This window comes from Halomonas sp. MCCC 1A11062 (assembly GCF_021404355.1).
GTDB classification, from domain to species: domain Bacteria; phylum Pseudomonadota; class Gammaproteobacteria; order Pseudomonadales; family Halomonadaceae; genus Halomonas; species Halomonas aerodenitrificans.
Map to the genome: position 1 here is coordinate 1 of NZ_JABFTW010000014.1, position 23,427 is coordinate 23,427.

The 23,427-nt window shown below is 64.9% G+C and carries 23 protein-coding genes; 12 read left to right on the plus strand and 11 right to left on the minus strand.

Features of this window, described 5'->3' with window-relative positions; genetic code table 11:
* Positions 1-390: 390 nt before the first annotated feature.
* From bfr to lptF, 5 genes are all read right to left on the minus strand, one after another.
* Positions 391-873, minus strand: coding sequence for a bacterioferritin (gene bfr / locus HOP58_RS14895; RefSeq protein WP_234255391.1), 483 nt, complete (start codon positions 871-873; stop codon positions 391-393).
* 194 nt (positions 874-1,067) lie between these two features.
* Complete coding sequence (locus tag HOP58_RS14900; protein WP_010626566.1) at positions 1,068-1,274, minus strand: (2Fe-2S)-binding protein; 207 nt, start codon at positions 1,272-1,274, stop codon at positions 1,068-1,070.
* Between the two features lie 93 nt (positions 1,275-1,367).
* Positions 1,368-1,847 (minus strand): RDD family protein, encoded by a 480-nt coding sequence (locus HOP58_RS14905; protein ID WP_234260770.1) that lies wholly within the window; start codon positions 1,845-1,847, stop codon positions 1,368-1,370.
* A gap of 61 nt (positions 1,848-1,908) precedes the next feature.
* The gene (gene lptG, locus HOP58_RS14910; RefSeq protein ID WP_234255393.1) at positions 1,909-2,973 is read right to left on the minus strand and encodes an LPS export ABC transporter permease LptG; all 1,065 of its coding nucleotides are present in this window, start codon (positions 2,971-2,973) and stop codon (positions 1,909-1,911) included.
* Positions 2,973-4,052, minus strand: a complete 1,080-nt coding sequence (gene lptF / locus HOP58_RS14915) for an LPS export ABC transporter permease LptF (RefSeq protein WP_234260771.1) — start codon at positions 4,050-4,052, stop codon at positions 2,973-2,975. The genes lptG and lptF overlap by 1 nt, the downstream gene beginning before the upstream one ends.
* A 116-nt stretch (positions 4,053-4,168) precedes the next feature.
* On the opposite strand from lptF, the gene HOP58_RS14920 reads away from it, so the two are divergent.
* The 10 genes from HOP58_RS14920 (at position 4,169) to HOP58_RS14965 (ending at position 17,590) form a co-directional block, all read left to right on the plus strand.
* On the plus strand, positions 4,169-5,689 hold the full coding sequence (locus HOP58_RS14920) for a leucyl aminopeptidase (protein ID WP_234260772.1): 1,521 nt from the start codon (positions 4,169-4,171) through the stop codon (positions 5,687-5,689).
* A gap of 152 nt (positions 5,690-5,841) precedes the next feature.
* The gene (locus tag HOP58_RS14925; RefSeq protein WP_234260808.1) at positions 5,842-6,918 is read left to right on the plus strand and encodes a branched-chain amino acid aminotransferase; all 1,077 of its coding nucleotides are present in this window, start codon (positions 5,842-5,844) and stop codon (positions 6,916-6,918) included.
* A 303-nt stretch (positions 6,919-7,221) separates the two neighbouring features.
* Positions 7,222-7,662, plus strand: a complete 441-nt coding sequence (locus HOP58_RS14930; RefSeq protein WP_086508068.1) for a DNA polymerase III subunit chi — start codon at positions 7,222-7,224, stop codon at positions 7,660-7,662.
* Between the two features lie 284 nt (positions 7,663-7,946).
* The gene (locus tag HOP58_RS14935) at positions 7,947-10,808 is read left to right on the plus strand and encodes a valine--tRNA ligase (RefSeq protein ID WP_234260773.1); all 2,862 of its coding nucleotides are present in this window, start codon (positions 7,947-7,949) and stop codon (positions 10,806-10,808) included.
* Between the two features lie 56 nt (positions 10,809-10,864).
* Positions 10,865-12,298, plus strand: coding sequence for a sigma 54-interacting transcriptional regulator (locus tag HOP58_RS14940; protein WP_234260774.1), 1,434 nt, complete (start codon positions 10,865-10,867; stop codon positions 12,296-12,298).
* A 265-nt stretch (positions 12,299-12,563) separates the two neighbouring features.
* Positions 12,564-13,673, plus strand: coding sequence for a TRAP transporter substrate-binding protein (locus HOP58_RS14945; RefSeq protein ID WP_010626556.1), 1,110 nt, complete (start codon positions 12,564-12,566; stop codon positions 13,671-13,673).
* A 133-nt stretch (positions 13,674-13,806) separates the two neighbouring features.
* A complete protein-coding gene (locus tag HOP58_RS14950; RefSeq protein WP_010626555.1) occupies positions 13,807-14,400 on the plus strand; it encodes a TRAP transporter small permease subunit in 594 nt (197 codons plus the stop codon).
* Between the two features lie 49 nt (positions 14,401-14,449).
* Positions 14,450-15,820 carry a TRAP transporter large permease subunit gene (locus tag HOP58_RS14955; protein ID WP_010626554.1) on the plus strand — a complete coding sequence of 457 codons (1,371 nt, stop codon included), beginning with the start codon at positions 14,450-14,452 and terminating at the stop codon, positions 15,818-15,820.
* A 21-nt stretch (positions 15,821-15,841) separates the two neighbouring features.
* Positions 15,842-16,624: a 3-hydroxybutyrate dehydrogenase gene (locus tag HOP58_RS14960; protein ID WP_234255399.1), complete on the plus strand. Its 783-nt coding sequence runs from the start codon at positions 15,842-15,844 to the stop codon at positions 16,622-16,624.
* A gap of 231 nt (positions 16,625-16,855) precedes the next feature.
* The gene (locus tag HOP58_RS14965) at positions 16,856-17,590 is read left to right on the plus strand and encodes a phosphatase PAP2 family protein (protein WP_234260775.1); all 735 of its coding nucleotides are present in this window, start codon (positions 16,856-16,858) and stop codon (positions 17,588-17,590) included.
* Positions 17,591-17,790: 200 nt separating this feature from the next.
* Here HOP58_RS14965 and HOP58_RS14970 read toward each other — a convergent pair whose 3' ends face one another.
* The 3 genes from HOP58_RS14970 to HOP58_RS14980 all read right to left on the minus strand — a co-directional run bounded on the left by HOP58_RS14970 (position 17,791) and on the right by HOP58_RS14980 (position 19,420).
* On the minus strand, positions 17,791-18,246 hold the full coding sequence (locus tag HOP58_RS14970) for an META domain-containing protein (RefSeq protein WP_234260776.1): 456 nt from the start codon (positions 18,244-18,246) through the stop codon (positions 17,791-17,793).
* Between the two features lie 34 nt (positions 18,247-18,280).
* On the minus strand, positions 18,281-18,721 hold the full coding sequence (gene gloA, locus HOP58_RS14975; protein ID WP_010626550.1) for a lactoylglutathione lyase: 441 nt from the start codon (positions 18,719-18,721) through the stop codon (positions 18,281-18,283).
* 207 nt (positions 18,722-18,928) lie between these two features.
* Positions 18,929-19,420 (minus strand): DUF411 domain-containing protein, encoded by a 492-nt coding sequence (locus HOP58_RS14980; protein WP_010626549.1) that lies wholly within the window; start codon positions 19,418-19,420, stop codon positions 18,929-18,931.
* A 93-nt stretch (positions 19,421-19,513) separates the two neighbouring features.
* Here HOP58_RS14980 and HOP58_RS14985 point away from each other — a divergent pair, with 93 nt between their 5' ends.
* Together HOP58_RS14985 and HOP58_RS14990 are read left to right on the plus strand one after the other, a co-directional pair.
* Positions 19,514-20,050, plus strand: a complete 537-nt coding sequence (locus tag HOP58_RS14985; RefSeq protein ID WP_234260777.1) for a DNA-3-methyladenine glycosylase I — start codon at positions 19,514-19,516, stop codon at positions 20,048-20,050.
* Between the two features lie 47 nt (positions 20,051-20,097).
* Complete coding sequence (locus HOP58_RS14990; protein WP_234260778.1) at positions 20,098-21,165, plus strand: metal-dependent hydrolase; 1,068 nt, start codon at positions 20,098-20,100, stop codon at positions 21,163-21,165.
* A gap of 3 nt (positions 21,166-21,168) precedes the next feature.
* Here HOP58_RS14990 and HOP58_RS14995 read toward each other — a convergent pair whose 3' ends face one another.
* The 3 genes from HOP58_RS14995 to HOP58_RS15005 all read right to left on the minus strand — a co-directional run bounded on the left by HOP58_RS14995 (position 21,169) and on the right by HOP58_RS15005 (position 23,344).
* Positions 21,169-21,777 (minus strand): NAD(P)H-dependent oxidoreductase, encoded by a 609-nt coding sequence (locus tag HOP58_RS14995; protein WP_234260779.1) that lies wholly within the window; start codon positions 21,775-21,777, stop codon positions 21,169-21,171.
* A 198-nt stretch (positions 21,778-21,975) separates the two neighbouring features.
* Positions 21,976-22,557, minus strand: coding sequence for a Fe-Mn family superoxide dismutase (locus HOP58_RS15000; protein WP_234255406.1), 582 nt, complete (start codon positions 22,555-22,557; stop codon positions 21,976-21,978).
* A 58-nt stretch (positions 22,558-22,615) separates the two neighbouring features.
* Positions 22,616-23,344 (minus strand): MliC family protein, encoded by a 729-nt coding sequence (locus HOP58_RS15005; protein ID WP_234260780.1) that lies wholly within the window; start codon positions 23,342-23,344, stop codon positions 22,616-22,618.
* Positions 23,345-23,427: the final 83 nt, after the last annotated feature.

The window sequence follows — 23,427 nt, forward strand, 5'->3', positions numbered from 1 at the left end:
TCCGGAAACTTAGCCTGCCAGAGATCGTGCACCTAAACCCCGAGCGGGACCCAGTGCCACAGGCAGCCGGATTTTAAAGAGCGAGAACTATTTCATGTGCCAACTATGTTGACAGACTCCGCAATCGGCCTGCCAAAAGGGTGCAGTTCCCTTAGGCTTGGGTGCCAGTGAGCCATAGCGGGGCATGGCGCACTGCGCTTGGCACCTGGGATGTGCACGACCAGCGCCAAATCGGGCCGCTTGCACCAGCTTAGTTCATCGGTGACGAACAGCACACGCCAGGTAACGCAGCGTAAACGCAGGGATGGGAACGGCGCATCAGCGTGCACACAAAGAAAAACGGCACCGACGAGGGTCGGTGCCGCTGGATGGAAGCTTGCGGGATCGCCGTTACTCGTCGCCAGCTTCCTGCATCTGCTTCAGCAGGTAATTCTCGATGCCGACCTTGTCGATAAGGCCGAGCTCGGTCTCGATATGGTCGATGTGCTCTTCTTCATCGGCCAGGATGTGACGGAACAGATCGCGGGAAACGTAGTCCTTGACCTGCTCGCAGTAAGCGATGGCCTCGATGTAGTCGTTGCGGCCTTCATGCTCGATCTTGAGGTCGCTCTCGAGCATCTCGCGCACGTTCTCGCCGATGTGCAGCTTACCGAGGTCCTGCAGGTTGGGTACCCCTTCGAGGAACAGGATGCGCTCGATCAGCTTGTCGGCATGCTTCATTTCGTCGATGGACTCGTCGTACTCCCACTTGGCCAGCGCCTTGAGGCCCCAGTCCTTGTACATCTTGGCATGCAGGAAGTACTGGTTGATCGCCACCAGCTCGTTGCCGAGAGCCTTGTTGAGGTACTCGATGACCTTGGCATCGCCTTTCATTGCCTTTCTCCCTTCTCCGATCGGTCGTGGGGCCTTGCTTTGTCGTTACGTGACGCTCATCCATTAATGATAGGCAGTATCCGGCCAACCACGCAAAAAATCCAACCGGAGCAGCAGGTTGGATCAATGACAACAAGAATGAGAAAGATTGGCGTCACCCGCAGGACGGCTGCCTGCGGGGAAGAAGAGAGCCGCTATACGGCGTAAGCCAGGTCGTTGGCGGAAGCCATGACTTCAGCGGTGATGGCGTCGCGGGTAATGGTCTTGCCCACACAGGCGCACTTGCCGCACTGGGTACCGCAGCCCGTTTCGCGCTGAACCTCGCGCCAGCTGCGCGCGCCGTCCGCCACGGTCTCACGGATCTTGCGGTCTGATACGCCCTTGCAGAGACATACGTACATCGACATCACCTCGCTGTGCTTACGAGGTTTAATGTAAATGATTCGCATAGACTATCGCAAGGGCAAATCGAACATTTTTTGATCGGCGTCACATCACCGCCGCGTCGCCTTGGGCAGCACGACCACTTGCGTTCCGGAGACGATATCCGGCCAGCTGCGACGCTGGCGGTCGAACAGCACCCAGAGGTAGCCCAGGCCGAAGGCGGCCAGGGAGAGCCAGGCCACCACATAGCGGACCAGGCTTTGCATCAGCGTGATCGAGCGGCCATCGAGAGTCTGCACACGCAGGCGCCAGGCCTGCATGCCAAGCGTCATGCCACCGCGCATCCAGGAGAAGGCGAAGAAGACGAAGGCGCCTATCAGCAGCAGCAGTTGCAGCGTCATGCGCTGGGGCTCTCCCGCCCCGACATCCTCCGGGCCCAGGCCCAGCACGTAGCGCACGAATGCCACGTGCAGCACGGCGATGGCGATCCAGATCGCCGCCACCAGAAAGGCGTCGTAGAGCATGGCGCCCAGGCGCCGGCCGAGGCCGGTCGGCCACACATCGTCGAGCTGATCGAAACGTCGTTGCATTGCGGTCTCTTCCTAACGTGTACGTGGGCTCGGTCGCCCAGGCAGTCGCGGCCAGCGCCCCTCAGCCGGTACGGCGCAGCAGGTACAGTCCCAGCCCGGCACTGAACAGAATCGGCGTCAGCACCGCCCATACCGGGGAAAAGCCGAACACCGTCGAGGCCGGTGCCAGCAGGTCCTGCAGGTACTTGAACGTCAACCCGACGATGACCCCATAGAACACCCGCGTACCGGCCGCCACGGTGCGCAGCGGGCCGAACACGAACGAGGCCGCCACCAGCACCAGCGAGCCCATCATCAGCGGCATCAGCATCTTCTGCCAGAAGTAGAGCAACGGCTGGGTCGCCTGCAGGCCCTGATCCCGCAGGAAGCGGGAGTAGGCCCACAGCTCGCTGGGCGCCTGGCTGTTGATCGGCAGCAGCAGCCGATTGAGCTGGGCCGGCGTCAGGTTGGTCTGCCAGGGGTGCTGGGCGTGATGCTCCGCCTCGGTGCGGTCGTCGAAGAAGCGCGTGATGCCCACTTCCTCGAGCTGCCAGCTGCCGTCGCGCCATACCGCACGCTCGGCCACGATGGCCTCGCGCAGTTCGCGCCCCTCGAAGCGATAGCGGGTAAGGTCGAGCACGGTGTCATCGGCGCGTATGGCACCGAAGCGGTAGACGCTGTCGCCCTCACGCTGCCAGCCGCCGCGCTGGACCAGTACCGCCCCTTCGCCCTGCATCTGCTCCAGGCGCCAGGCGCTGGCAAACTGCTCGGTACGCGGGCTGACATACTCGGCGGTCAGCAGCACCACGACCACCACCAGGATGATGGGCTTCATCACCCCCCACAGGATGCGCGCCAGAGAGCGTCCTGCGGCCCGCATCACCGTCAGCTCGTTGCTCGACGCCATGCTGCCCAGACCGATCAGCGCGCCGATCAACACCGCCACCGGGGCGTATTGATAGAAGCGCCATGGCACCCGCATCAACAGATAGAGCAGCACCTGGAAGGCACCGTAGTTGCCCTCTACGTCGTCCAGGTCGTTGATGTAAGAGATCACCAGGTCGAGGCCAAGCAGCACGACCTGGACGACGATGATCGCCCCCAGCACGTTGCGGGCGATATAGCGATCGAGACGATCCGTCAGCATCAACGCATCCCCCTGCGCTGGTGGTGCATCATCAGGCCCAGGCCGAGCGCCAGGAACACGAGGTGAATCGGCCACATGCCGATCACCGCCGGCAGAGTGCCGCGGCCGATGGCATCCAACGCCGCCAGCAGCAGGCTGAGATAACAGACGTGCAGAAAAATCGCCGGCAGCAGCTTGGCGAAGCGTCCCTGACGCGGGTTGACCTTTGAGAGCGGCATCGCCATCAGCGTCAGGATGAAAACCATCAGCGGCAACGACAGGCGCCACTGCAACTGGGCCTGCGCGCGGCTGGAGTCGTCGCCTAGCAGCTCAGCCGTGGTGGCGTACTCCGACGACTCCAGCTCGCGTCGCTCACCGCCGAGCGAGAGGCGTACGGCATAGGTCTCGAACTCCAGCCGCTCGGCCTCGAAGCGCCCCGGGTCGACGCTGTAGCGCTCGCCGTCGGCCAGCACCAGGAAGCGGCTGCCGGTGTCGGGGTCGACGGTCTGGTAGCCGCTGCCGGCGCGGGTCACCGCGGTTTCCGGCGAGCCGTCGCGGCGGCGCTGCCGCTCGCTGATGAACACCTCTAGCATGCGGCTGCCGTCATCGCTGAACGACTCGGTGTAGGCGGTGCGGCCGCCACCGAAGTCCTGAAAGCGCCCCGGTGCCAGGGCAGAGAAGTCGAGCCGGCTGCGCTGTTCCTCCAGCATCACGGCGTTGTGCAGCGCCCCGGCAGGGGTCAGCCACAGGCTGCACAGCCCGACCAATACCGCCACCAGGGAGGCCGGCACCAGGCTGATCTGGAACAGCCGAATGGGGCTGGTACCGCAGGCCACCAGCACGGTGATCTCGCTGTTGAGATAGAGCTGCCCATAGGCCAGCAGAATGCCGAGAAAGAAGGCCAGCGGTAGAATCAGCTCGAGAAAGCCGGGCAGGTGGAACAGCATCAAGTTGCCAAGGATGGTGGCAGGAATGTCGCCCTCCGCCGCATCGGTGAAGTAGCGGATGAACCGGCTGCCCATGATGACCAGCAACAGCACGCCGGCAACGGCGGCCATGGTGAGCAGGATCTCGCGGGTCAGGTATCGAAAAATGATCATGCAGCGGTCTTCCATGCAATGGCGCCATGCCTTGAGTACACTGGGGTGATTCGGCAGGCCCCGGAGCCGTGCCGGCATTATCCAGAATCCCCCATCGCTTGTCTTGTGGAGTCACCATGGAATTCCCAGTTCAGACGGCCAATCCCGCCAAGGCCGAATCGGCCTGCCTCGTGGTCCCGGTTTTCAAGGATAGCGATCTGCTGCCTGCCGCCGCCAAGCTCGACGACGCCAGCGAGCGGCTGATTGGCCAGTTGATCGAGCGCGGCGACTTCGATGCCAAGCTGGGCAACGTGCAACTGCTCCCCTTCGCCCCCGGCCTCAGCGCCGACCGCCTGATGCTGGTGGGGCTGGGCGAGCGCGGCAAGTGCCAGGAGCGGGCCTTCATCAAGGCACTGGATGCCGCCTTCACCGCCGTTGCCGGCCTGCCGGTGGAAGACGTCGCCGTAGCCTTCACCGACGTCCCCGTGCCTGAGCGTAGCATTGCCTGGAAGGCGCGCATGACCGCCGAAGCGGCGCAGCGTGCGGTCTACCGCTTCGACGAGTTCAAATCGGAGAAGGCCCCGCGCCCGCGGCTCGGCAAGGTCGCCCTGCTGCTCAGCGACAGCGAGGCCGCCGGCGAAGCCCGCGAAGGCGCGCGCATCGGCAATGCCGTGGGCCAGGGCGTGGCCTACACCCGCACCCTGGGCAACCTGCCGGGCAACGTCTGCACGCCGAGCTACCTGGCCGACCAGGCCGAGCAGCTCGGCCGTGAATCGGGCGGCACCCTCGCGGTCGAGATCCTCGACGAGGCGGCACTGGAGGAACTCGGCGCCCACAGCCTGCTATCGGTGGGCCGCGGCAGCGAACAGCCCTCGCAGCTGATCGTGATGAAGTACCAGGGCGCCGACAGCGCCGATGAGGCCCCTCACGTACTGGTCGGCAAGGGCATCACCTTCGATACCGGCGGCATCTCGCTCAAGCCCGGCGAGGCCATGGACGAGATGAAGTTCGACATGTGCGGTGCGGCCAGCGTGTTCGGCACCGCCAAAGCGGTACTCGGCATCCGCCCCAAGCTCAACCTGGTGTTCATCGTCGCCGCCGCCGAGAACATGCCTGACGGCCGCGCCACCAAGCCCGGCGACATCATCAAGACGCTAAAAGGGCTCACCGTGGAAGTGCTCAACACCGACGCAGAGGGGCGCCTGGTGCTGTGCGACGCCCTGACCTACGCCGAGCGCTTCGAGCCTGCCAGCGTGGTCGACATCGCCACCCTCACCGGCGCGGCGATCATCGCCCTGGGCCACCACGCCACCGGTCTGCTCTCCAATGACGACGACCTGGCACTGGACCTGCTCGACGCCGGCGAAGCGGCCTGGGACCGCGCCTGGCACCTGCCGTTGTGGGACGAGTACAAGGAGCAGCTCGACTCCAACTTCGCCGACATGGCCAACATCGGCGGTCGCCCGGCCGGTACCATTACCGCGGCCTGCTTCCTCTCGCGATTCGCCGACAAGTTCCCCTGGGCGCACCTGGACATTGCCGGCACCGCCTGGACCTCAGGCAAGCAGAAAGGCGCCAGCGGCCGCCCGGTGGGGCTGCTGACCCAGTACCTGCTCGATCGTGAGGAAGAGGCGCGCCAGGTCGAAAACGAGAGCTGACACCGCCAAGGTTGCCATCCCGGGCGTCAACCGTTACATCTGTCGCATCAGGCGCTCCGGATGCATCCCGCCGGAGCGCCGAAAAGCTCAATAAATCGCCGGAATCCCGGCATAGCGGAGACCCATTTGCCGTGCCCAACGCCACTTTCGACATGCTGCCCACCGCCACGCCCACGGCAGCCAACATTCGCGACGACATTCTCGCCAACCCCGGTTTCGGCCTGCACTTCAGCGACCACATGGCCCACGTGCGCTGGACGGCCGACGCCGGCTGGCACGGTCACGAAGTGCGCCCCTACGGCCCGCTGACCCTCGACCCGGCGGCCGCCGTGCTGCACTACGGCCAGGAGATCTTCGAGGGCATCAAGGCCTACCGTCACCCGGACGGCTCGGTGTGGTCGTTCCGCCCGGAGAAGAACGCCGAGCGCTTTCGCCGCAGCGCGCGCCGCCTGGCGCTGCCGGAACTCGACGACGAAACCTTCGTCGAGTCGCTGCGCGCATTGATGCAGCTCGACCAAGGCTGGGTGCCCACGCCCAAGAACGCGGGCGACGAATCGAGCCTCTACCTGCGCCCGTTCATGATCGCCAGCGAGAAATTCCTCGGCGTACGCCCGGCCAAGGAAGTCGACTACTACGTGATCGCTTCCCCCGCCGGCGCCTACTTCAAGGGCGGCATCGCCCCGGTGTCGATCTGGCTCTCCTCGCACTACAAGCGCGCCGCCCCTGGCGGCACCGGCTTCGCCAAGTGCGGCGGCAACTACGCAGCCTCGCTGGCGGCCCAGAAGGAAGCCGAGAAGTACGGCTGCAGTCAGGTCGCCTTCCTCGACGCCGCCGAGAACAAGTGGATCGAGGAGCTGGGCGGCATGAACCTGTTCTTCGTCTACAAGGACGGCCGCCTGGTCACCCCGCGTCTGACCGACACCATCCTCGAGGGCGTGACCCGCGACTCGGTGCTCACCCTCGGCCGCGACGAAGGCCTGACCCCGGAAGAGCGCGCCATCAGCATCGACGAGTGGCGCGATGGTGTGGCTTCCGGCGAGATCGCCGAAGTCTTCGCCTGCGGTACCGCCGCGGTGATCACTCCGGTGGGCCAGCTGGTCACCGAGGACGGCACCGTGAAGATGCCCGACGCCGGCAACGAGATCGCCAAGCGCCTGCGCGGCAAGCTGCTCGATCTGCAGTACGGCCGGGCCGAAGATAAGCATGGCTGGTTGACCAAGCTGATCTGACAAGGATTCCCTGCTGCGCTCGAGATCCTGGCCGCCGGCGGTGCTCACGATCCTCATTGAGCAACAGTCAACTCCGGTCGCTCCGCTCCGGCGGCGGCCAGCCTCTCATCGCTCGCGACGGGAATCCACGCTTCGTTAATGACATTTGAGTCTGCTACCTAGACGAGGGGCGTCGGGGACAGGGTGAAGAGGAGGTCTTTTGCCATGGATGGCAAAAGTAGCGCCCAGGGATGGGTTCACAGCGCCTCCTCGTAACCCTGTCGCCGGCAAAGCCCCTCTGCCACCGAGGTCAGAGAGCCTTCCATGACCCAGGTCGACTTCTACATTCTCCCCGACACCACGCTGGAAGCGCGGCTCGACTTCGCCTGCCGGCTGGCCGAGACCATCGCCGGCAAGGGCTACCGGCTGCACCTGCACGCCGAGGACGAGGCCATGGCCAGCGATCTCGACGAGCGGCTGTGGACCTTCCGCCCCGAGGCCTACCTGCCCCACGCCCTGCTCGGCAGCGAGATGGCCGAGAGCGTGGCGGTGACCATCGGCTGGGAGCAGCCGCCCGAGCCCAGCGCCGAAGCGCCCATGGCGCTGCTCAACCTCGACCCGGGCATCCCCGAGTGGTTCTCGCGCTTCGAGCGGGTCGCCGAGATCATCAACCAGCACCAGCAGGTGCTCGTCGCCAAGCGCGAGTGCTGGCAGACCTACAAGCAGCGCGGTTATCCCGTCAAGGCACATCAACTCAAGGGGTGAACCCCGCTTCAAGGTTGCGGGAGGCTGCCGGGACCGGGGCTGATCCGGCGGCAGGGCTGCGAGGAGGCGCTGTGAACCCATCCCTGGGCGCTACTTTTGCCATCCATGGCAAAAGACCTCCTCTTCGTCCTGCCCCCGGCGCCCCTCTGAAGTGTTAACACACCTGGCTGACGCCCACTCCCCCATCGCGCTATAATCGAGCCCATTTTTCGCACGCTTTCGATGACTTCCCGCCGCCCGGCCCCACGACCCGGCGGCGATCATTTCTGGACCCGGAACGCCCCATGGACAAGACCTACCAACCCGAGCAGATCGAATCCCGCTGGTACGAGCGCTGGGAGGCCGACGGCCGCTTCGCCCCCTCGGGCGAGGGCGAACCCTACTCGATCATGATCCCGCCGCCCAACGTCACCGGCAGCCTGCACATGGGCCACGCGTTCCAGGACACCATCATGGACACGCTGATCCGCTGGCGCCGCATGCAGGGCAACAACACCCTGTGGCAGGTGGGCACCGACCACGCCGGCATCGCCACCCAGATGCTGGTCGAGCGCAAGGTCGCCGCCGAAGAGGGCAAGAGCCGCCACGACCTGGGCCGCGAGGCGTTCATCGACAGGGTGTGGGAGTGGAAGCACGAATCCGGCGGCCACATCACCCGCCAGCTGCGCCGCATGGGCGCCAGCGTCGACTGGTCGCGCGAACGCTTCACCATGGATGATGGCTTCTACAAGGCGGTTCAGGAAGTCTTCGTGCGGCTCTATGAAGAGGACCTGATCTATCGCGGCAAGCGCCTGGTCAACTGGGACCCCACCCTGCACACCGCCATCTCCGACCTCGAGGTCGAGAACCGCGAGCAGCAGGGCCAGTTCTGGCACTTCCGCTATCCGCTGGCCGACGGCGTGACGACCGATGCCGGCCTCGACTACCTGGTGGTCGCCACCACCCGCCCCGAGACCCTGCTCGGCGATACCGGCGTGGCGGTCAACCCCGAAGATCCGCGCTACGCCTCGCTGATCGGCAAGTTCGTCGAGCTGCCCTTGGTCGGCCGCCGCATCCCCATCGTCGCCGACGAGCACGCCGACATGGAGAAGGGCTCCGGCTGCGTGAAGATCACCCCGGCCCACGACTTCAACGACTACGAGGTGGGTCGCCGCCACGGCCTGCCGCTGATCAACGTCTTCACCCAGGACGCGGCGATCCTGCCCCAGGCCGAGGCCTTCGACATCCAGGGCCGCCCGCTGCCCGAAATCGATCCCAGCCTGCCCCAGGCCTACGCCGGGCTCGACCGCTTCGAGGCGCGCAAGCGGATCGTCGCCGACATGGAGGCCGCCGGGCTGCTCGAACAGATCGAGACGGTCAACAACACCCTGCCCTACGGCGACCGCTCCGGCGACGTCATCGAGCCGCTGCTCACGGACCAGTGGTTCGTCGCCGTGGAGAGCCTGGCCAAGCCCGCCATCGCCGCGGTGGAGAACGGCGACATCCAGTTCGTGCCCAAGAACTACGAGAACATGTACTTCTCGTGGATGCGCGACCTGCAGGACTGGTGCATCTCGCGTCAGCTGTGGTGGGGCCACCGCATTCCCGCCTGGTACGACGCCGAGGGCAACGTCTATGTCGCCCGCACCGAGGCCGAGGCGCGCGAGAAGCACGGTCTTCCCGCCGACCTCGCCCTGACCCAGGACGAAGACGTGCTCGACACCTGGTTCAGCTCGGGGCTGTGGACCTTCGGCACCCTGGGCTGGCCGGAGCAGACCCCGGAACTGGCGACCTTCCACCCCTCCAGCGTGCTGGTCACCGGCTTCGACATCATCTTCTTCTGGGTCGCGCGGATGATCATGCTGACCCTCAAGTTCACCGGCGAGGTGCCGTTCAAGACCGTCTACGTGCACGGCCTGGTGCGCGACGGCCAGGGCCAGAAGATGTCCAAGTCGAAGGGCAACGTGCTCGACCCCATCGACCTGATCGACGGCATCACCCTGGACGAGCTGCTCGAGAAGCGCACCGGCAACATGATGCAGCCGCAGAAGGCCAAGGCCATCGCCAAGGCCACCCGCGACGAGTTCCCCGAGGGCATCGAGCCCCACGGCACCGATGCGCTGCGCTTCACCTTCCTCTCCCAGGCCACCACCGGGCGCGACATCAAGTTCGACATGGGCCGCCTCGACGGCTACCGCAACTTCTGCAACAAGCTGTGGAACGCCTCGCGCTACGTGCTGATGAACGCCGAGGGCCAGGACTGCGGGGTCTCTCTCGAAGGTCAGGGCGAGAGCGTCGAGCTGTCGCTGGCCGACCGCTGGATCGTCTCGCGTCTGCAGCAGACCGAGGCCCAGGTAACCAAGGCGATGGAGGAGTTCCGCTTCGACCACGCCTCCCAGGCACTCTACGAGTTCGTCTGGAACGAGTACTGCGACTGGTACCTGGAGCTCTCCAAGCCGGTGCTGTGGGACGATAACGCCAGCATCGAGGCCAAGCGCGGCACCCGCCGCACCCTGGTGCGGGTGCTGGAGGCGATCCTGCGCCTGGCCCACCCGATGATGCCGTTCATCTCCGAGGAGATCTGGCAGCGCGTGGCTCCCCTGGCGGGCAAGGCTGCGGGCGACGGCAGAGAATCGATCATGGCACAGCCGTGGCCCGTGGCCGAGCAGGAGAAGATCGACGAGCAGGCGACCCGCGACATCGAGTGGCTCAAGGGCGTGATCGTGGCAGTGCGCAACGTGCGTGCCGAGATGAACATCGCCCCGGGCAAGCCGCTGGAGGTGCTGCTGACCAAGGGCTCGCAGGCGGATCGCGAGCGCCTCGAGGCCAACCGCCTGTTCCTCGCCAAGCTGGCCAAGCTGGAAAGCGCCACCTGGCTCGACGACCCGAGCCAGGCGCCGCTGTCGGCCACGCAGTTGGTCGGCGACATGGAGGTGCTGGTGCCCATGGCCGACCTGATCGACAAGGACGCCGAGCTCGCCCGCCTGGCCAAGGAGATCGACAAGCAGGACAAGCTGATCGGCGGCATCGAGAACAAGCTCGGCAACGAGAGCTTCGTGGCCAAGGCGCCGGAAGCGGTGGTCGAGAAGGAGCGCGGCAAGCTCAAGGAGTACCAGGCGGCTCGCGCCGTACTGCTCGAACAGCGCGACAAGATCGCCGCGCTGTGATCCAGCGGCCCGAAACCGCCGCGCGGTGACTTTTCAGCGGCCCGGAGATGACGCCAATGCCTCGAGACGACAGCAGCATGGCCAGCCAGAGCCACGGCTTGACCCTCGAGGCGATTCGCCCGCTGTTTCCACTGCTCGAGCGCAACAGCGCCGGGGCGATCCTGGTCGACGAGGCGAGCCGCCTCATCTGGATCAACGCCTGCTACTGCCGGCTGCTGGGCATCGACGACCCGGCCCGCGTCATCGGCCGCCCGGTCGCCGAGGTGATTCCCCGCACCCGCATGCCCGAAGTGGTGCGCAGCGGGCGCCCCATCCTGCTCGACATCATGGAGTACCAGGCGCGACAGCTGGTGGTCACCCGGTTGCCGCTGCACGACCCGGCCAGCGGCCGGGTCAACGGCGCGGTGGCCTTCATCGTGTTCGACGACCTGGAGCCGCTGACGCCGCTGATCGGCAAGTACCGCCGCCTGCAGCACGACCTGGCGGTGGCCCGGCGCGCCCTGGCCCAACGCGGTTCGCGCTACGCGCTGGCCGATTTCGTCGGTGCCAGTCCCGCGGTGCTCGAGGTCAAGCGCCGCGCCCGCCTGGCCGCCGCCCGGGCCACGCCGGTGCTGCTGCTGGGCGAGACCGGCACCGGCAAGGAGGTGCTGGCCCAGGCCATCCACGGCGACTCGCCACGGGGGGCCAGCCCCTTCGTCGCCGTCAACGTCGCCGCGGTGCCGGAGAACCTGCTCGAGGCCGAGTTCTTCGGCGTCTCGCCGGGTGCCTACACCGGCGCCGACAAGCGCACCCGCCAGGGCAAGTTCCAGCTCGCCGACGGCGGGACCCTGTTCCTCGACGAAGTCGGCGACATGCCCTTGGCGCTACAGGCCAAACTGCTGCGAGCCCTGCAGGAGGGCGAGGTGGAGCCGCTGGGCTCCAACGAGATCAAGCGTGTCGACGTACGCGTAATTGCCGCCACCAGCCGCGACCTGGAAGCCATGGTCGAGGAGGGCAGCTTTCGCTCCGATCTCTACTATCGCCTCAACGTGCTGCGCATTCAGGTGCCGCCGCTGCGCGAGCGTCTCGTCGACCTGGGTATCCTGTGCGAGACCTTGCTCGGACGGATCGCCGCGGAAAGCGGGGAGCCGCGCGCAGAGATCACCTCGGAGGCGGTCGCACTACTGCAGCGCCACACCTGGCCCGGCAACATACGCGAGCTGCGCAACGTGCTGGAACAGACCCTGGCACTGAACGAGGCCTGCAGCGTGATCGACGTGCCGGAGCTGCGCGCCGCCCTGCCCCACACCACCATGACAAACCCTCTGCCGCCGCCCACTTCCGCGGTACGTCCGCTTGCCGAAGTGGTGCTCGCCGCCGAGCGAGATGCCCTGCACAACGCCTTGGCCGCCTGCGGTGGCAACAAGTCCCGTGCGGCGCGAATGCTGGGCGTTCCACGTTCGGTGCTGTACGACAAGCTCTCCCGCATGTCCGAAAAACCGGACGCCTGACCGGATTTTCGGACAAAACAACTTTCCACCAAGGTCTAATGTTGTCCGCATATTCGGACACACCATCTGCTCCACCTCCCCCTGGCAACGATTAACTCTTTGAAACGAAAAGATTTACTCGAAGTGGCATGAAGCGTGCAATGACGTGGTCACGCGTCATGTCTTGACGCGACGTCGCGGCCAGCCGCGACACATCGAGTCACATGGCTGCAACGACAGCGCCGACCAAAGGCGCTGCGACGACAACAAAGCACAAGGAGCCAACATGTCGTTCATTCCGTCTCTCGCCACTCGCCTTCGCCCGCTCACCCTCGGCATTGCCGCCGCCACCTTGATGGTAGGTGCCACCGCTGCCAGTACCGCCAACGCCCAGGAGCGCGTGCGCTGGCAGGTGCCCATCGCCTTTCCCTCGCACCTGGTGGGCCTGAGCACGCCGGTACGCTTCCTCAGCGAATCGCTCGATCAGGCATCCGGCGGCAACATCAACCTGCGCTACTACGAGCCGGGTGAGCTGATCCCGCCGTTCGAGATCCTCGATGCCGTTTCCGAAGGTCGCTACGACGCCGGCTTCACCTGGGTCGGCTACGACCAGGGCAGCATTCCCGCCCTGCCGCTGTTCGCCGGCGCACCGTTCGGCATGGAGCCGCCCGCCTACCTGGCCTGGCACTACTTCGGCGGCGGTGCCGAACTGCTCGAGGAGATCTACGAGGATTACAACGTCCAGCCGCTGCTGTGCAGCATGATCGGCCCCGAAGCAGCGGGCTGGTTCGCCGAGCCGCTGGAAGACCTCAATCAGATCGACGGTCTGCGCATCCGCTTCGCCGGTATCGGCGGGCGCGTGATGGAGCGCCTGGGCGCCTCCGTGACCATGATCCCCGGCGGCGAGCTGTATCAGGCCATGGAGCGCGGCACCATCGACGCCATGGAGTTCTCGGCACCTGCCGTGGACCGCATCCTGGGTATGCAGGAAATCGTGCAGAACTACGTGCTGCCGGGCTGGCACCAGACCTTCACCACCGCTCACCTGCTGATCAACAAGGACAGCTGGGAAGCGCTGGAGCCGCAGACCCGCGCCATGATCGACATGGGCTGCCGGGCCGCCACCCTCTTCGGCTACTCCGAGAGCGAGATGGAGAATCCCAAGGCGCTGCGTGACTTCGAGGAAGAGGGCGTCAATGCTCAGGTGCTCTCCGACGAGATCCTCGGCGAGCTGCGCCGGGTGACCAATGAGGTACAGGCCGAGATCGCCGCCGAGAACGAGATGTTCGGTCGCGTGCTCGAGAGCCAGCGCGAGTTCATGAAGGTGCATGGCAACTGGCACGTCAAGGGCCACCTGCCGCGCTCCTACTACGCGCCGGAAAACCTCGAAGACTGAGAGAACGCCGTCCGAACGGCCAGGCGAGCTAGTCGCTTGGCGCTTCGGCCGGCTTTTCAAGGTTCGTTCATTCCCCAGTAATGGCCGCCGTCGACAGGCGGTGGCCGACTGACCCGATTCCCCGGAGTTACCCATGAGCATCCATGACTCGGCGACCCCGGCGCCGGAGGGGCACTCCGCGCCGCCAGAGCTGCCCACCAACCGCCTGAGTTACCGCCTCGACATGACCATCCTGCTGTTCGGCCGGGCCATCTCCTGGCTGTGGCTGGCCACCCTGGCGGTGGTGCTGACCAACGTGGTCAATCGATTCATTCTCGGCCGCGGCTCCATCGCCGTGGAAGAGCTCTCCTGGCACCTGTTCGGCGCCACCATGATCCTGACCCTGGCCTATGCCGTCGTCAGCGACGACCACGTGCGGGTCGACGTGATTCGCGAGAAGTTCTCGCTGCGTACCCAGGCCTGGATCGAACTGCTGGCCATCGTGCTGCTGGCCCTGCCGATTCTCTATCTGATGGTGGAGCAGCTCTACCAGTACGGTTACCGCTCCTACCTGCGCGGCGAGCGCTCCCAGGCCCCCAGCGGCCTGCCCTATCGCTTCATCATCAAGACCCTGATTCCCATCGGCCTGACGCTGGTAGCGGTGGCGCTGTTCTCGCGGGTGCTGCGCTGCTGCACCCTGCTGTTCGGTTTCCCCAGGCGCATCCACAAGACGACCCCGCGGCAGTAGCCAACACGCGCTCGCTGGAAGACGCCTCGTTCACCTGAAGAGATCGACTATGGGACTGGAACAATTTCTCGTGCTGGCGATGTTCGCCAGCTTCATGAGCCTGCTGCTACTGGGCTTCCCGGTGGCCTGGTCGTTGGCCGGCGTGGGCTTTGCCTTCGCCGTGATCGGTCACGTGCTGGTGGAGTACATGGCTGCCGATCTGTGGTTCTCCTGGGGCGGTACCATCGGGGTGCTCGACCGGCGCATCTACGGTATCGTCGCCAACGAGCTGATGGTGGCCCTGCCGCTGTTCATCTTCATGGGCATCATGCTCGACCGCTCGGGCATCGCCGAGCGGCTGATGAACTCGCTGGTGCGGGTACTGGGCGGTCTGCGCGGTGGCTATGCGGTGACGGTGGTCATCGTCGGCGTGCTGCTGGCCGCCTCCACCGGCATCGTCGGCGCCTCGGTGGTACTCCTCGGCATGCTCTCGCTGGGCCCGATGATGCGCGCCCAGTACAACAAATCGCTGGCCGTGGGCACCGCCTGCTCGGTGGGCACCCTCGGTATCCTGGTGCCGCCCAGCATCATGCTGGTGCTGATGGCCGACCGCATGGGCACCTCCGACGCCTCCGTAGGGCGCCTGTTCATGGCCGCACTGGTGCCCGGCGTGATGTTGGGCGTGATGTACATCGCCTTCATCCTGATTGCCGCCTACCTGAAGAAGGACCTGGCCCCCGCGCCCAAGGATCGCCAGCCGCTCGATGCCCGGGCGTTCCTGCAGGTGTTCATCGCCGTGCTGCCGCCGCTGGGGCTGATACTTGCCGTGCTCGGCTCGATCTTCACCGGCTTCGCCACCACCACCGAGGCCTCGGCGGTGGGTGCACTGGGCGCCATGCTGCTGGCACTGTTCAACCGCCGGCTGACTCTGGCGACCCTGCGTCATGCGCTCTACCAGACCAGCCGCACCACCGCCTTCATCTTCGCCATCTTCATCGGCGCCACGGTGTTCGCCGCCGTGCTGCGGGGCCTGGGTGGCGACGATGTGGTACGTCTGGCACTCACCGGGCTGCCTTTCAGCGAAACCGGCATCGTCCTGACCATCCTGCTGGTGGTGTTCTTGCTGGGCTTCTTCCTCGACTGGGTGGAGATCACACTTATCATCCTACCGCTGGTCGCGCCGGTGGTGTTCAGCCTGGGGGTCGACCCGCTGTGGTTCGCCATGCTGTTCGCCATCTGTCTGCAGACCTCGTTCCTGACGCCGCCGGTGGGCTTCGCGCTGTTCTACATCAAGGGGGTCTGTCCGCCGGGCATCACCACCCGTGACATCTACCTGGGCGTCGCGCCTTTCGTGGCCATCCAACTGCTCGGGCTATTGCTGGTGTTCTTCTTCGCCCCGCTGGCGACCTGGCTGCCCAACGAGATCTATGGCGGTCGCTGACATTTCGACAAGGAGCAAGACATGCAACTGACCGACAAGACGGCCCTGATCACCGGGGCGGCAGGCGGCATCGGACGCGCCATTGCCGAGCGTTATGCCCGCGAAGGGGCAAGAGTGGCGGTGGCCGACCTCGATCTGGCCGCAGCCGAAGCCACGGTGGCAGAGATCCGCGCCAACGGCGGGCGGGCCATGGCACTGGCCATGGACGTGACAGACGAGGCAGTGGTCGACGCAGGCGTCGAGCGAATCGTCGCCGAATGGGATGGCCTGGACATCGCCATCGCCAATGCCGGCATTCAGCATATCGCCCCGCTGCACAGTCTGACCTTCGCCGACTGGCGCAAGGTGCTGGCGGTACATCTGGACGGTGCCTTCCTGGTCACCAGCGCAGCCCTGCGTCAGATGTACCGTCAGGAGCACGGCGGCTGCCTGATCTACATGGGCTCGGTGCACAGCAAGCTCGCCTCACCGCTGAAGGCGCCCTACGTGGCGGCCAAGCATGGCCTGCTGGGGCTTTGCCGAACCGTGGCCAAGGAGGGGGCGAAACATCGGGTGCGCGCCAACATGATCTGTCCCGGCTTCGTGCGCACGCCCTTGGTGGAGCGACAGATTCCCGAGCAGGCCGCAGCACTGGGCATCTCCGAAGAGGCGGTGATACGCGACGTGATGCTCAAAGATACCGTCGACGGCGAGTTCACCACCCTGGAGGACATTGCCGAGCTGGCGCTGCACCTGGCGGCCTTCCCCAGCGCGGCGCTGACCGGGCAGTCGGTGGTGGCCAGCCACGGCTGGTACATGCAATAGGGAAACACAGCACAAATACCTGCGCGAGCGAATCGCTGCGTTGCGCGGTGCTCGGAATCCTCACATATACCCCATATGCTCCGGTTCCTGTGCTCCGTGCGCCTTGCGCTTCATCTCGCTCGTCAATTTGTGCAGCATTTCCTCAAATACCGTGAGCATTAGGGAACGCTGTTCTGCAACGCAGCTTTCCCCTAGAATGGGGCATCGACCATCAACCGTGCCGATGCCCTCATGCCTCATACCGAACCGACCTTCGCGCCTGGCCGCATTCTCGTCTTCAACCTGTTGGGCGCCCTGCTGGTGTGGTCCTGGTTGTCCCCCGGCCTGATGTTCTGGACCGAGCTCGACGATGCGGTGTTCTTCGCCACCAACGCCTGGCTGACCGAGGACAACGAGACCTGGGTGCTGTTCGTGGCGGCGGTGAACAACCGCATGTTCGACGTGGTCAGCCTGATGATCCTGCTGGCAATTTACCTGTGGGCCATCAGCCGCGACCCCGACCCCACCCATCGTATGCTGCGCTGGGGCGGCATCGGCGTCACCATGCTGTTGACCGCGGTGTTCATCGCCCAGGGCTTCCGCATGGTGGTGCCCTACACGCACCCCAGCCCTACACTGGTGTACGACAACGTCAACCTGATCACGGAAATGGTCGACTTCTCGACCAAGGACAGCTCGGGCAGCAGCTTCCCCGGCGATCATGGCGTGAACCTGTTCCTCTTCACCGCCTTCATGTGGCGCTTCGCCGGCCTCAGGGTGATGCTGGTCAGCGCCGTTTTCGCCGTCCTGCTCAGCGCCCCGCGCATTCTCAGCGGCGCCCACTGGTTCAGCGATGTCTTCTTCGCGGCGCTGATGATCAACCTGATCGTCGCGCCCTGGATACTGCTGACGCCGGTAGGACCGGGGCTGGCGCGGGCGATCACTGCAGGACTGGTGAAGGCACGCAATGCCCTGCCAGGACGCTAACCAAATCACTTGCCTATTGCGCTCGATATCCTGGCTGCCGGCGGTACTCACATTCCTCATTGAGCCGCAAGTCAACTCCGGATGCTCCGTTCCGGCGGCAGCCAGCCTATCTTCGCTCATTACGGCAACTGAACTTGCTTAGTCTGTGTTCGACCAATGAAAAAGCGCGGCCTTGGCCGCGCTTTTTCATTTCCATTGCCTTAATTGGCTTTGCGCCAGCCGCCTAGTACCCGCTGATCGCGGCCGAAGAACACCAGCCGGTCGTGGTCGATGAGGAAGCGGTAGGCATCCTCCATCATCCCGGTGACGCGCTTGGCGTCGTCGAGCTGAGGGCAGCCGCGACGCGTGGTGCCCAGCTCACCGAACTGGATGCGGTTGCCCCCGTCGAGATTCACCCGCCCATTGATCTCGTTGCAGCCGTCGCTGCCGGTCACACGACCGTCGGGCGAAACGACGAAATAGGGCGTCTCGGGCATGGAGAGGCGTTCGTTGGTACCGACCAGCAGCAGGTTCCAGCGCTGCCCCACCACCGGATGGTCGCTAGAGACGCGGGGCTGATCTTGACGAGCGGGTTCGGTTGGCTTGCCGCCACATGCGGCCAGAGACATGGCCACGAGCGCCAGCAGCAGCGTTCGGCCAGGCATAGTCTTGATCATCGAGAGATTCGTTCCTTATTCTCGTCGCGGGTTCTTACCAAGATCCAGAATTCGGCATAGAGGCCCAGGGCTCTCTGGCCGGCAGCGCATCGCCCTTCTGCAGCAGCTCGATGGAGATACCGTCGGGGCTGCGTACGAACGCCATGTGGCCGTCGCGGGGCGGGCGGTTGATGGTCACGCCGGCATCCTGCAGCCGCTGGCACAGGGCGTAGATATCGTCGACCCGATAGGCCAGGTGACCGAAGTTGCGCCCGCCGCCGTACTCTTCCGGGTCCCAGTTGTAGGTCAGTTCCAGCTCCGGTGCCTTGAGCTCGGCGGAGCGAGACTCGTCCTCGGGTGCCGCCAGGAACACCAGCGTGAAGCGCCCCTTCTCGTTCTCCTTACGCCTCACCTCCTTCAACCCCAGCAGGTTGCAGTAGAACCGCAACGACGCATCCAGGTCGCTGACTCGAACCATGGTGTGCAGGTACTGCATGAGCCCTCCTACGCTTTGTCTGAAAACTGTCTGCGCTCGGTCATACGGCGTTAAAACTCGGCTCAAAGTACTCATTTACACCGCGTAAACTCCGTCTTTTCGCCGATTTTTGCCTTGCCTGACCGTCGCTCGACGACTTTTCGGACAAAGCTTAGCCAACGTTCAGCAAAGAAATCAGGAAATACTGAACGAGTCGGTATTTCCTGTTCAGTGAGTATACTCGCTGAAGATAGCCGGCGTCCGGTCCTCATGCTGCCAGGTCAGTACGGCATAGTCGTCGTAGCGGCCGGTTTCCATGCCGGGCGAACCGTGGGGCATGCCGGGCACCGTCAGCCCTACTACGTCAGGGCGCTCCTCGAGCAGACGCTTGATGTCGGCGGCCGGTACGTGACCTTCGATCACGTAGCCGTCGATCAGCGCCGTGTGACAGGAGGCCAACTCGGGCGTGACGCCATGCTCTATCTTGATCGAGCGCATGTCGCGGGTTTTGTGCTGACGTACCTCGAAGCCCGCCTCCCTGAGGTGATCGGCCCAGTCGGTGCAGCAGCCGCAGTTGGGATCCTGGTACATCTCCACCACCGAGCCGGCCTGGGTGCTGGTGCCGGGGGTGAAGGCCAGATAGAGGGCCAAGGCACCGCCGCCCAACAGGGAGAGCGCGGTCACCTTTTTCGTCTTGCGGTTCATGGGTAGGCTTTTCATGCTGGGTGGCTCCTGAAGCGTTGACGCCGGATAATCGAATCGTGACAAGCCCCCGATGGCTTGCCAATACCCACTAAGGGAAAGAGAGCGGAAATGTCACACTATTGTGATCTGGCACCGGGTCATCCATGGCATGGCCCCTACCACGAGCAGGAGTACGGCTTTCCCGTCAGGGACGACACGGCGCTGTTCGAACGCCTGATACTGGAGATCAACCAGGCCGGCCTGTCGTGGCTGACAGTACTCAAGAAGCGCGAAGCGTTTCGCCGTGCCTTCGACAACTTCGACATTGCCAAGGTTGCCGCCTACGGCAGCGGTGAACGCGAACGCCTGCTCGGCGACGCCGGTATCATCCGCAATCGACTCAAGGTAGAGGCGGCGATACACAACGCCAACGTCATCCTGGCACTGTGCGACACGCACGGCAGCTTTGCGGCATGGCTCGACCATCACCACCCGCTGACGAAAGAGGAATGGGTCAAGCTGTTCCGCCGCACCTTCCGCTTCACCGGCCCCGAGATCGTCGGCGAGTTCCTTATGAGCACCGGCTACCTACCGGGAGCCCATCATGACGAGTGCCCGGTGCATCGGCGCATCCTGGACTGTGGTCCGGCTTGGTACACGCGCTGAGGGCTAGGGCTACGCTAGATGCAGGGAAAGACTAGGAGTCCAAACGGATGGATACCCTGACGCACGCCGTCCTTGGGGCGGCGGTAGGCGGCACCGTGCTGGGACGCCGGCTGGGACGCAAGGCGGTGCTGATCGGCGCGGCGCTGGGCACCCTGCCCGACTTCGATGTGTTCCTGGATTATGGCGATGCCGTGCTCAACGTTACCGAGCACCGTGGCTTCACCCATTCGCTGTTCGTGCTGACCGGGTTCGGCACCCTGCTGGCACTGCTTGCCCGGCGCTTCGCTCCGGCCCGCGACATCACGCTGGGGCGCTGGTGGGCCTTCTTCGTACTGTGCCTGGTCACCCACCCGCTGCTCGACGTGCTGACCACCTACGGCACCCAGCTCTGGTGGCCGCTGAACGTTCGCCCCAGCGCCTGGCCGGTGGTCTTCATCATCGACCCCCTCTATACCCTGCCGCTGCTGGTAGGCATCGGCTTCGCCATGGCAACGGGCAACGGCTTTCGCGGCCCCGCCTGGGGGCTGGCGCTCTCCTGCGCCTACCTGACCTTTGCCATGCTCGCCAAGGGGGTCGTGGAGCACCGCCTCGAGCCGGTACTCGCGGAGCACGGGATCGAAGATGCGCCGCGGCTGGTGCAGCCCATCCCGTTCAACACCTTGCTGTGGCGGGCAACGATCATCGACGGCGACCGACACTACGAAACCCTGGTGGGGCTGTTCGACGGCGCCGAGACACCGCTATTGGAGATCTTTCGTCGTGGTGCCGAGCTGGAGGCGGACGCCCTGGCTCTGGAGAAGGGAGAGCGTCTGGACTGGTTCGCCGGCCCCTACCTGCGCTATGAGGTGCGCGAGCGCAATGGCCGGGAAACCCTGATCGCTACCGACGTGCGCCTGGGTTTCCCGGGGTTCTATGCCTTCAGCTACGCCCTGGCAACGCGCGAAGGAGAGACGTGGCAGCCGCTGGAGCCCACCGAGATGGTGACGCCTGACTCTCGGGCCGACAGGGAGGCGCTGGGCCAACTGGCCGCCCGCGTTTTCTCTCCCGAGGCCAGGCTGTGCACCAGCGACTTCGTCACCGACCGCTGGGTGGCGGACGTTCCCGAGGCGTGCTGAGCGTTACAGCCTCTCGACCAGCGAGTCGATGGCCTGGCGAGCCTCCTTGAGCGCGGCATTGCGCAGGCCGTCGCCCATGGCAAGTCCTTCGGCATAGATCGTCGAGACGTCGGTGATACCGATCATGCCCAGCATCGCCTTGAGATGCGGTGTCTGGGTATCGTTCTCGGTGCCGGCGTACTGCCCGCCGCGGGCGGCCAGGATCACGGCGCGCTTGCCTTTCACCAGGCCCACCGGCCCCTGCTCGGTATAGCGGAAGGTGGTGCCGGCGCGCATCACCCGGTCGAACCAGGCCTTGAGCTGGGACGGAATGCCGAAGTTGTACATCGGCACGGCCAGCACCAGCACGTCGTGGGCCTGCAGCTCATCGATCAGGTCGTCGGAACGCTGGGCCAGCACCTGCTGCTCGGCAGAGCGTTCTTCGGCCGCCACCTGCCAGCTGGAGAGCTCCTCGAGCCCCAGATGGGGCAGCGAGTCGACGGCCAGGTCGCGATGGGTGATGGCGAGTTCATCGCGGCCGGCGGCACGCTCACGAAGGTGGTTGGCCAGAACATTGGACTGGCCATGCTCGCCGAGGATGGAGGAGGTAACGAGAAGAATACGGGTAGCCATGACGATCTCCCAGATTGGGGTAGTGTTGATCATCATGTTACGTGCAATTAATGCCATTAAAAGCGCATAGTTTTGCGCTTATCATTCGATAAAAACGAAAGTCTATCGCAGCAAAAGGCCCTGCCTATCGGCAGGGCCATGCTCAACTCACACTCAGCCCAATGAATCGTCGAGCGGGAGATTATTTCGATTGCACGCTCAGGAGCTGAAGTTCTGGGCGACGAAGTCCCAATTCAGCACGTTCCACACGTTCTCGAGGTACTTCGGACGCGCGTTGCGGTAATCGATGTAGTAGGCATGCTCCCACACGTCGATGGTCATCAACGGGGTCTGGTCGTGGGCGATGGGGGTGTCGGCATTGCTGGTGTTGACGATGTCGACGCCGCCGTCGGCGGTCTTGATCAGCCAAGTCCAGCCGGCACCGAAGTTGGCCACGGCACTGGCATTGAAGGCGTCCTTGAACTTGTCGAAGGAGCCGAACTTGGCGTTGATTGCCTCAGCCAGGGCACCGCTGGGCTCGCCGCCCCCGTTGGGCGAGAGGCAGTGCCAGTAGAAAGTGTGGTTCCACACCTGGGCTGCCTGGTTGAACAGGCCACCGGTGGCGGATTGGATGATCTCCTCGAGGGACTTGTGGGCGTCCTCGCTGCCTTCGATCAATTCGTTGAGCTTGGTGACGTAAGCCTGGTGGTGCTTGCCGTAGTGATACTCCAGAGTCTCGGCGGAGATGTGCGGCTCGAGGGCATTCTTCTCGTAGGGCAGTGCCGGCAGTTCGAAAGTCATTGTGGTGGCTCCTTGCTTGTCACGGTGAGCGGCGGGCTCGTTCAAGACAACCGGATGGTTAGGGTGCGATGCCCTGGCCACAGCCCCGGTACGTTTCTCCTTCGAAGGTCAGCGTGACCCTGGCCGGGAACGGCTCGCCGCTCATGTCGTCGAAGCAGGCCCGCGCTTCCAGGCGCAGCTCGAAGGGCTGATCGGTCAGGCCGCTGGAGAGCAGCACCCTGCCGCCGCCGTTGTCCATGGCGATGACTCGATAGGGCAACGTCATCTCCCGTGTCCCGTAGTCCATCGTCAGCGTCAGTTCGGGGGTGTCGTGGGCCAGGTTGACGTGCCAGCCCGGCTCATTGCCGCGACCGTGGAACATCACCCCGGGGCGCTGCTCGCGGGTCAGCGCCGAACGCGCCATGGCGGCAGTGCAGTCGAGCCGTCCGTTGGCGCTCTCCACCACGGCCTCTCCGCCCTTGTTCCAGAAGCTGAGATCGCCCTGCTGATAGCGCGCTCCGCTGGCCACCACGGCCGGCACCAGGCGATAGCCGCCGTGGGCCGACCACAGCCGTAGCTCGCGCTCGCCGAAAGCGGTCACCAGATCCTGCTGCGGCGTGCAGCGCCAGGCTTCGAAGTGCTCGGCGCCGCCGGGAAACAGCAGCGTGGGCAGCAACGGTGCCGTGCTGGCCACCTTTGCGCCAGCGGAGCGCGGCCCGTCGACGGGAGCAGCGGCACAGCCGGCCAGCAGCAGCGAAGCGGCAGCCAGCAACGCGGGGCGGAAGGAGAGAGGTAAACGAGAGATCATGACGATTCCTTGGGCATAGCGAACCGGCACAGCATAACAGGCACCGGGCCGTGACGGCCCGATACCTGTTTCACGCACTGCGA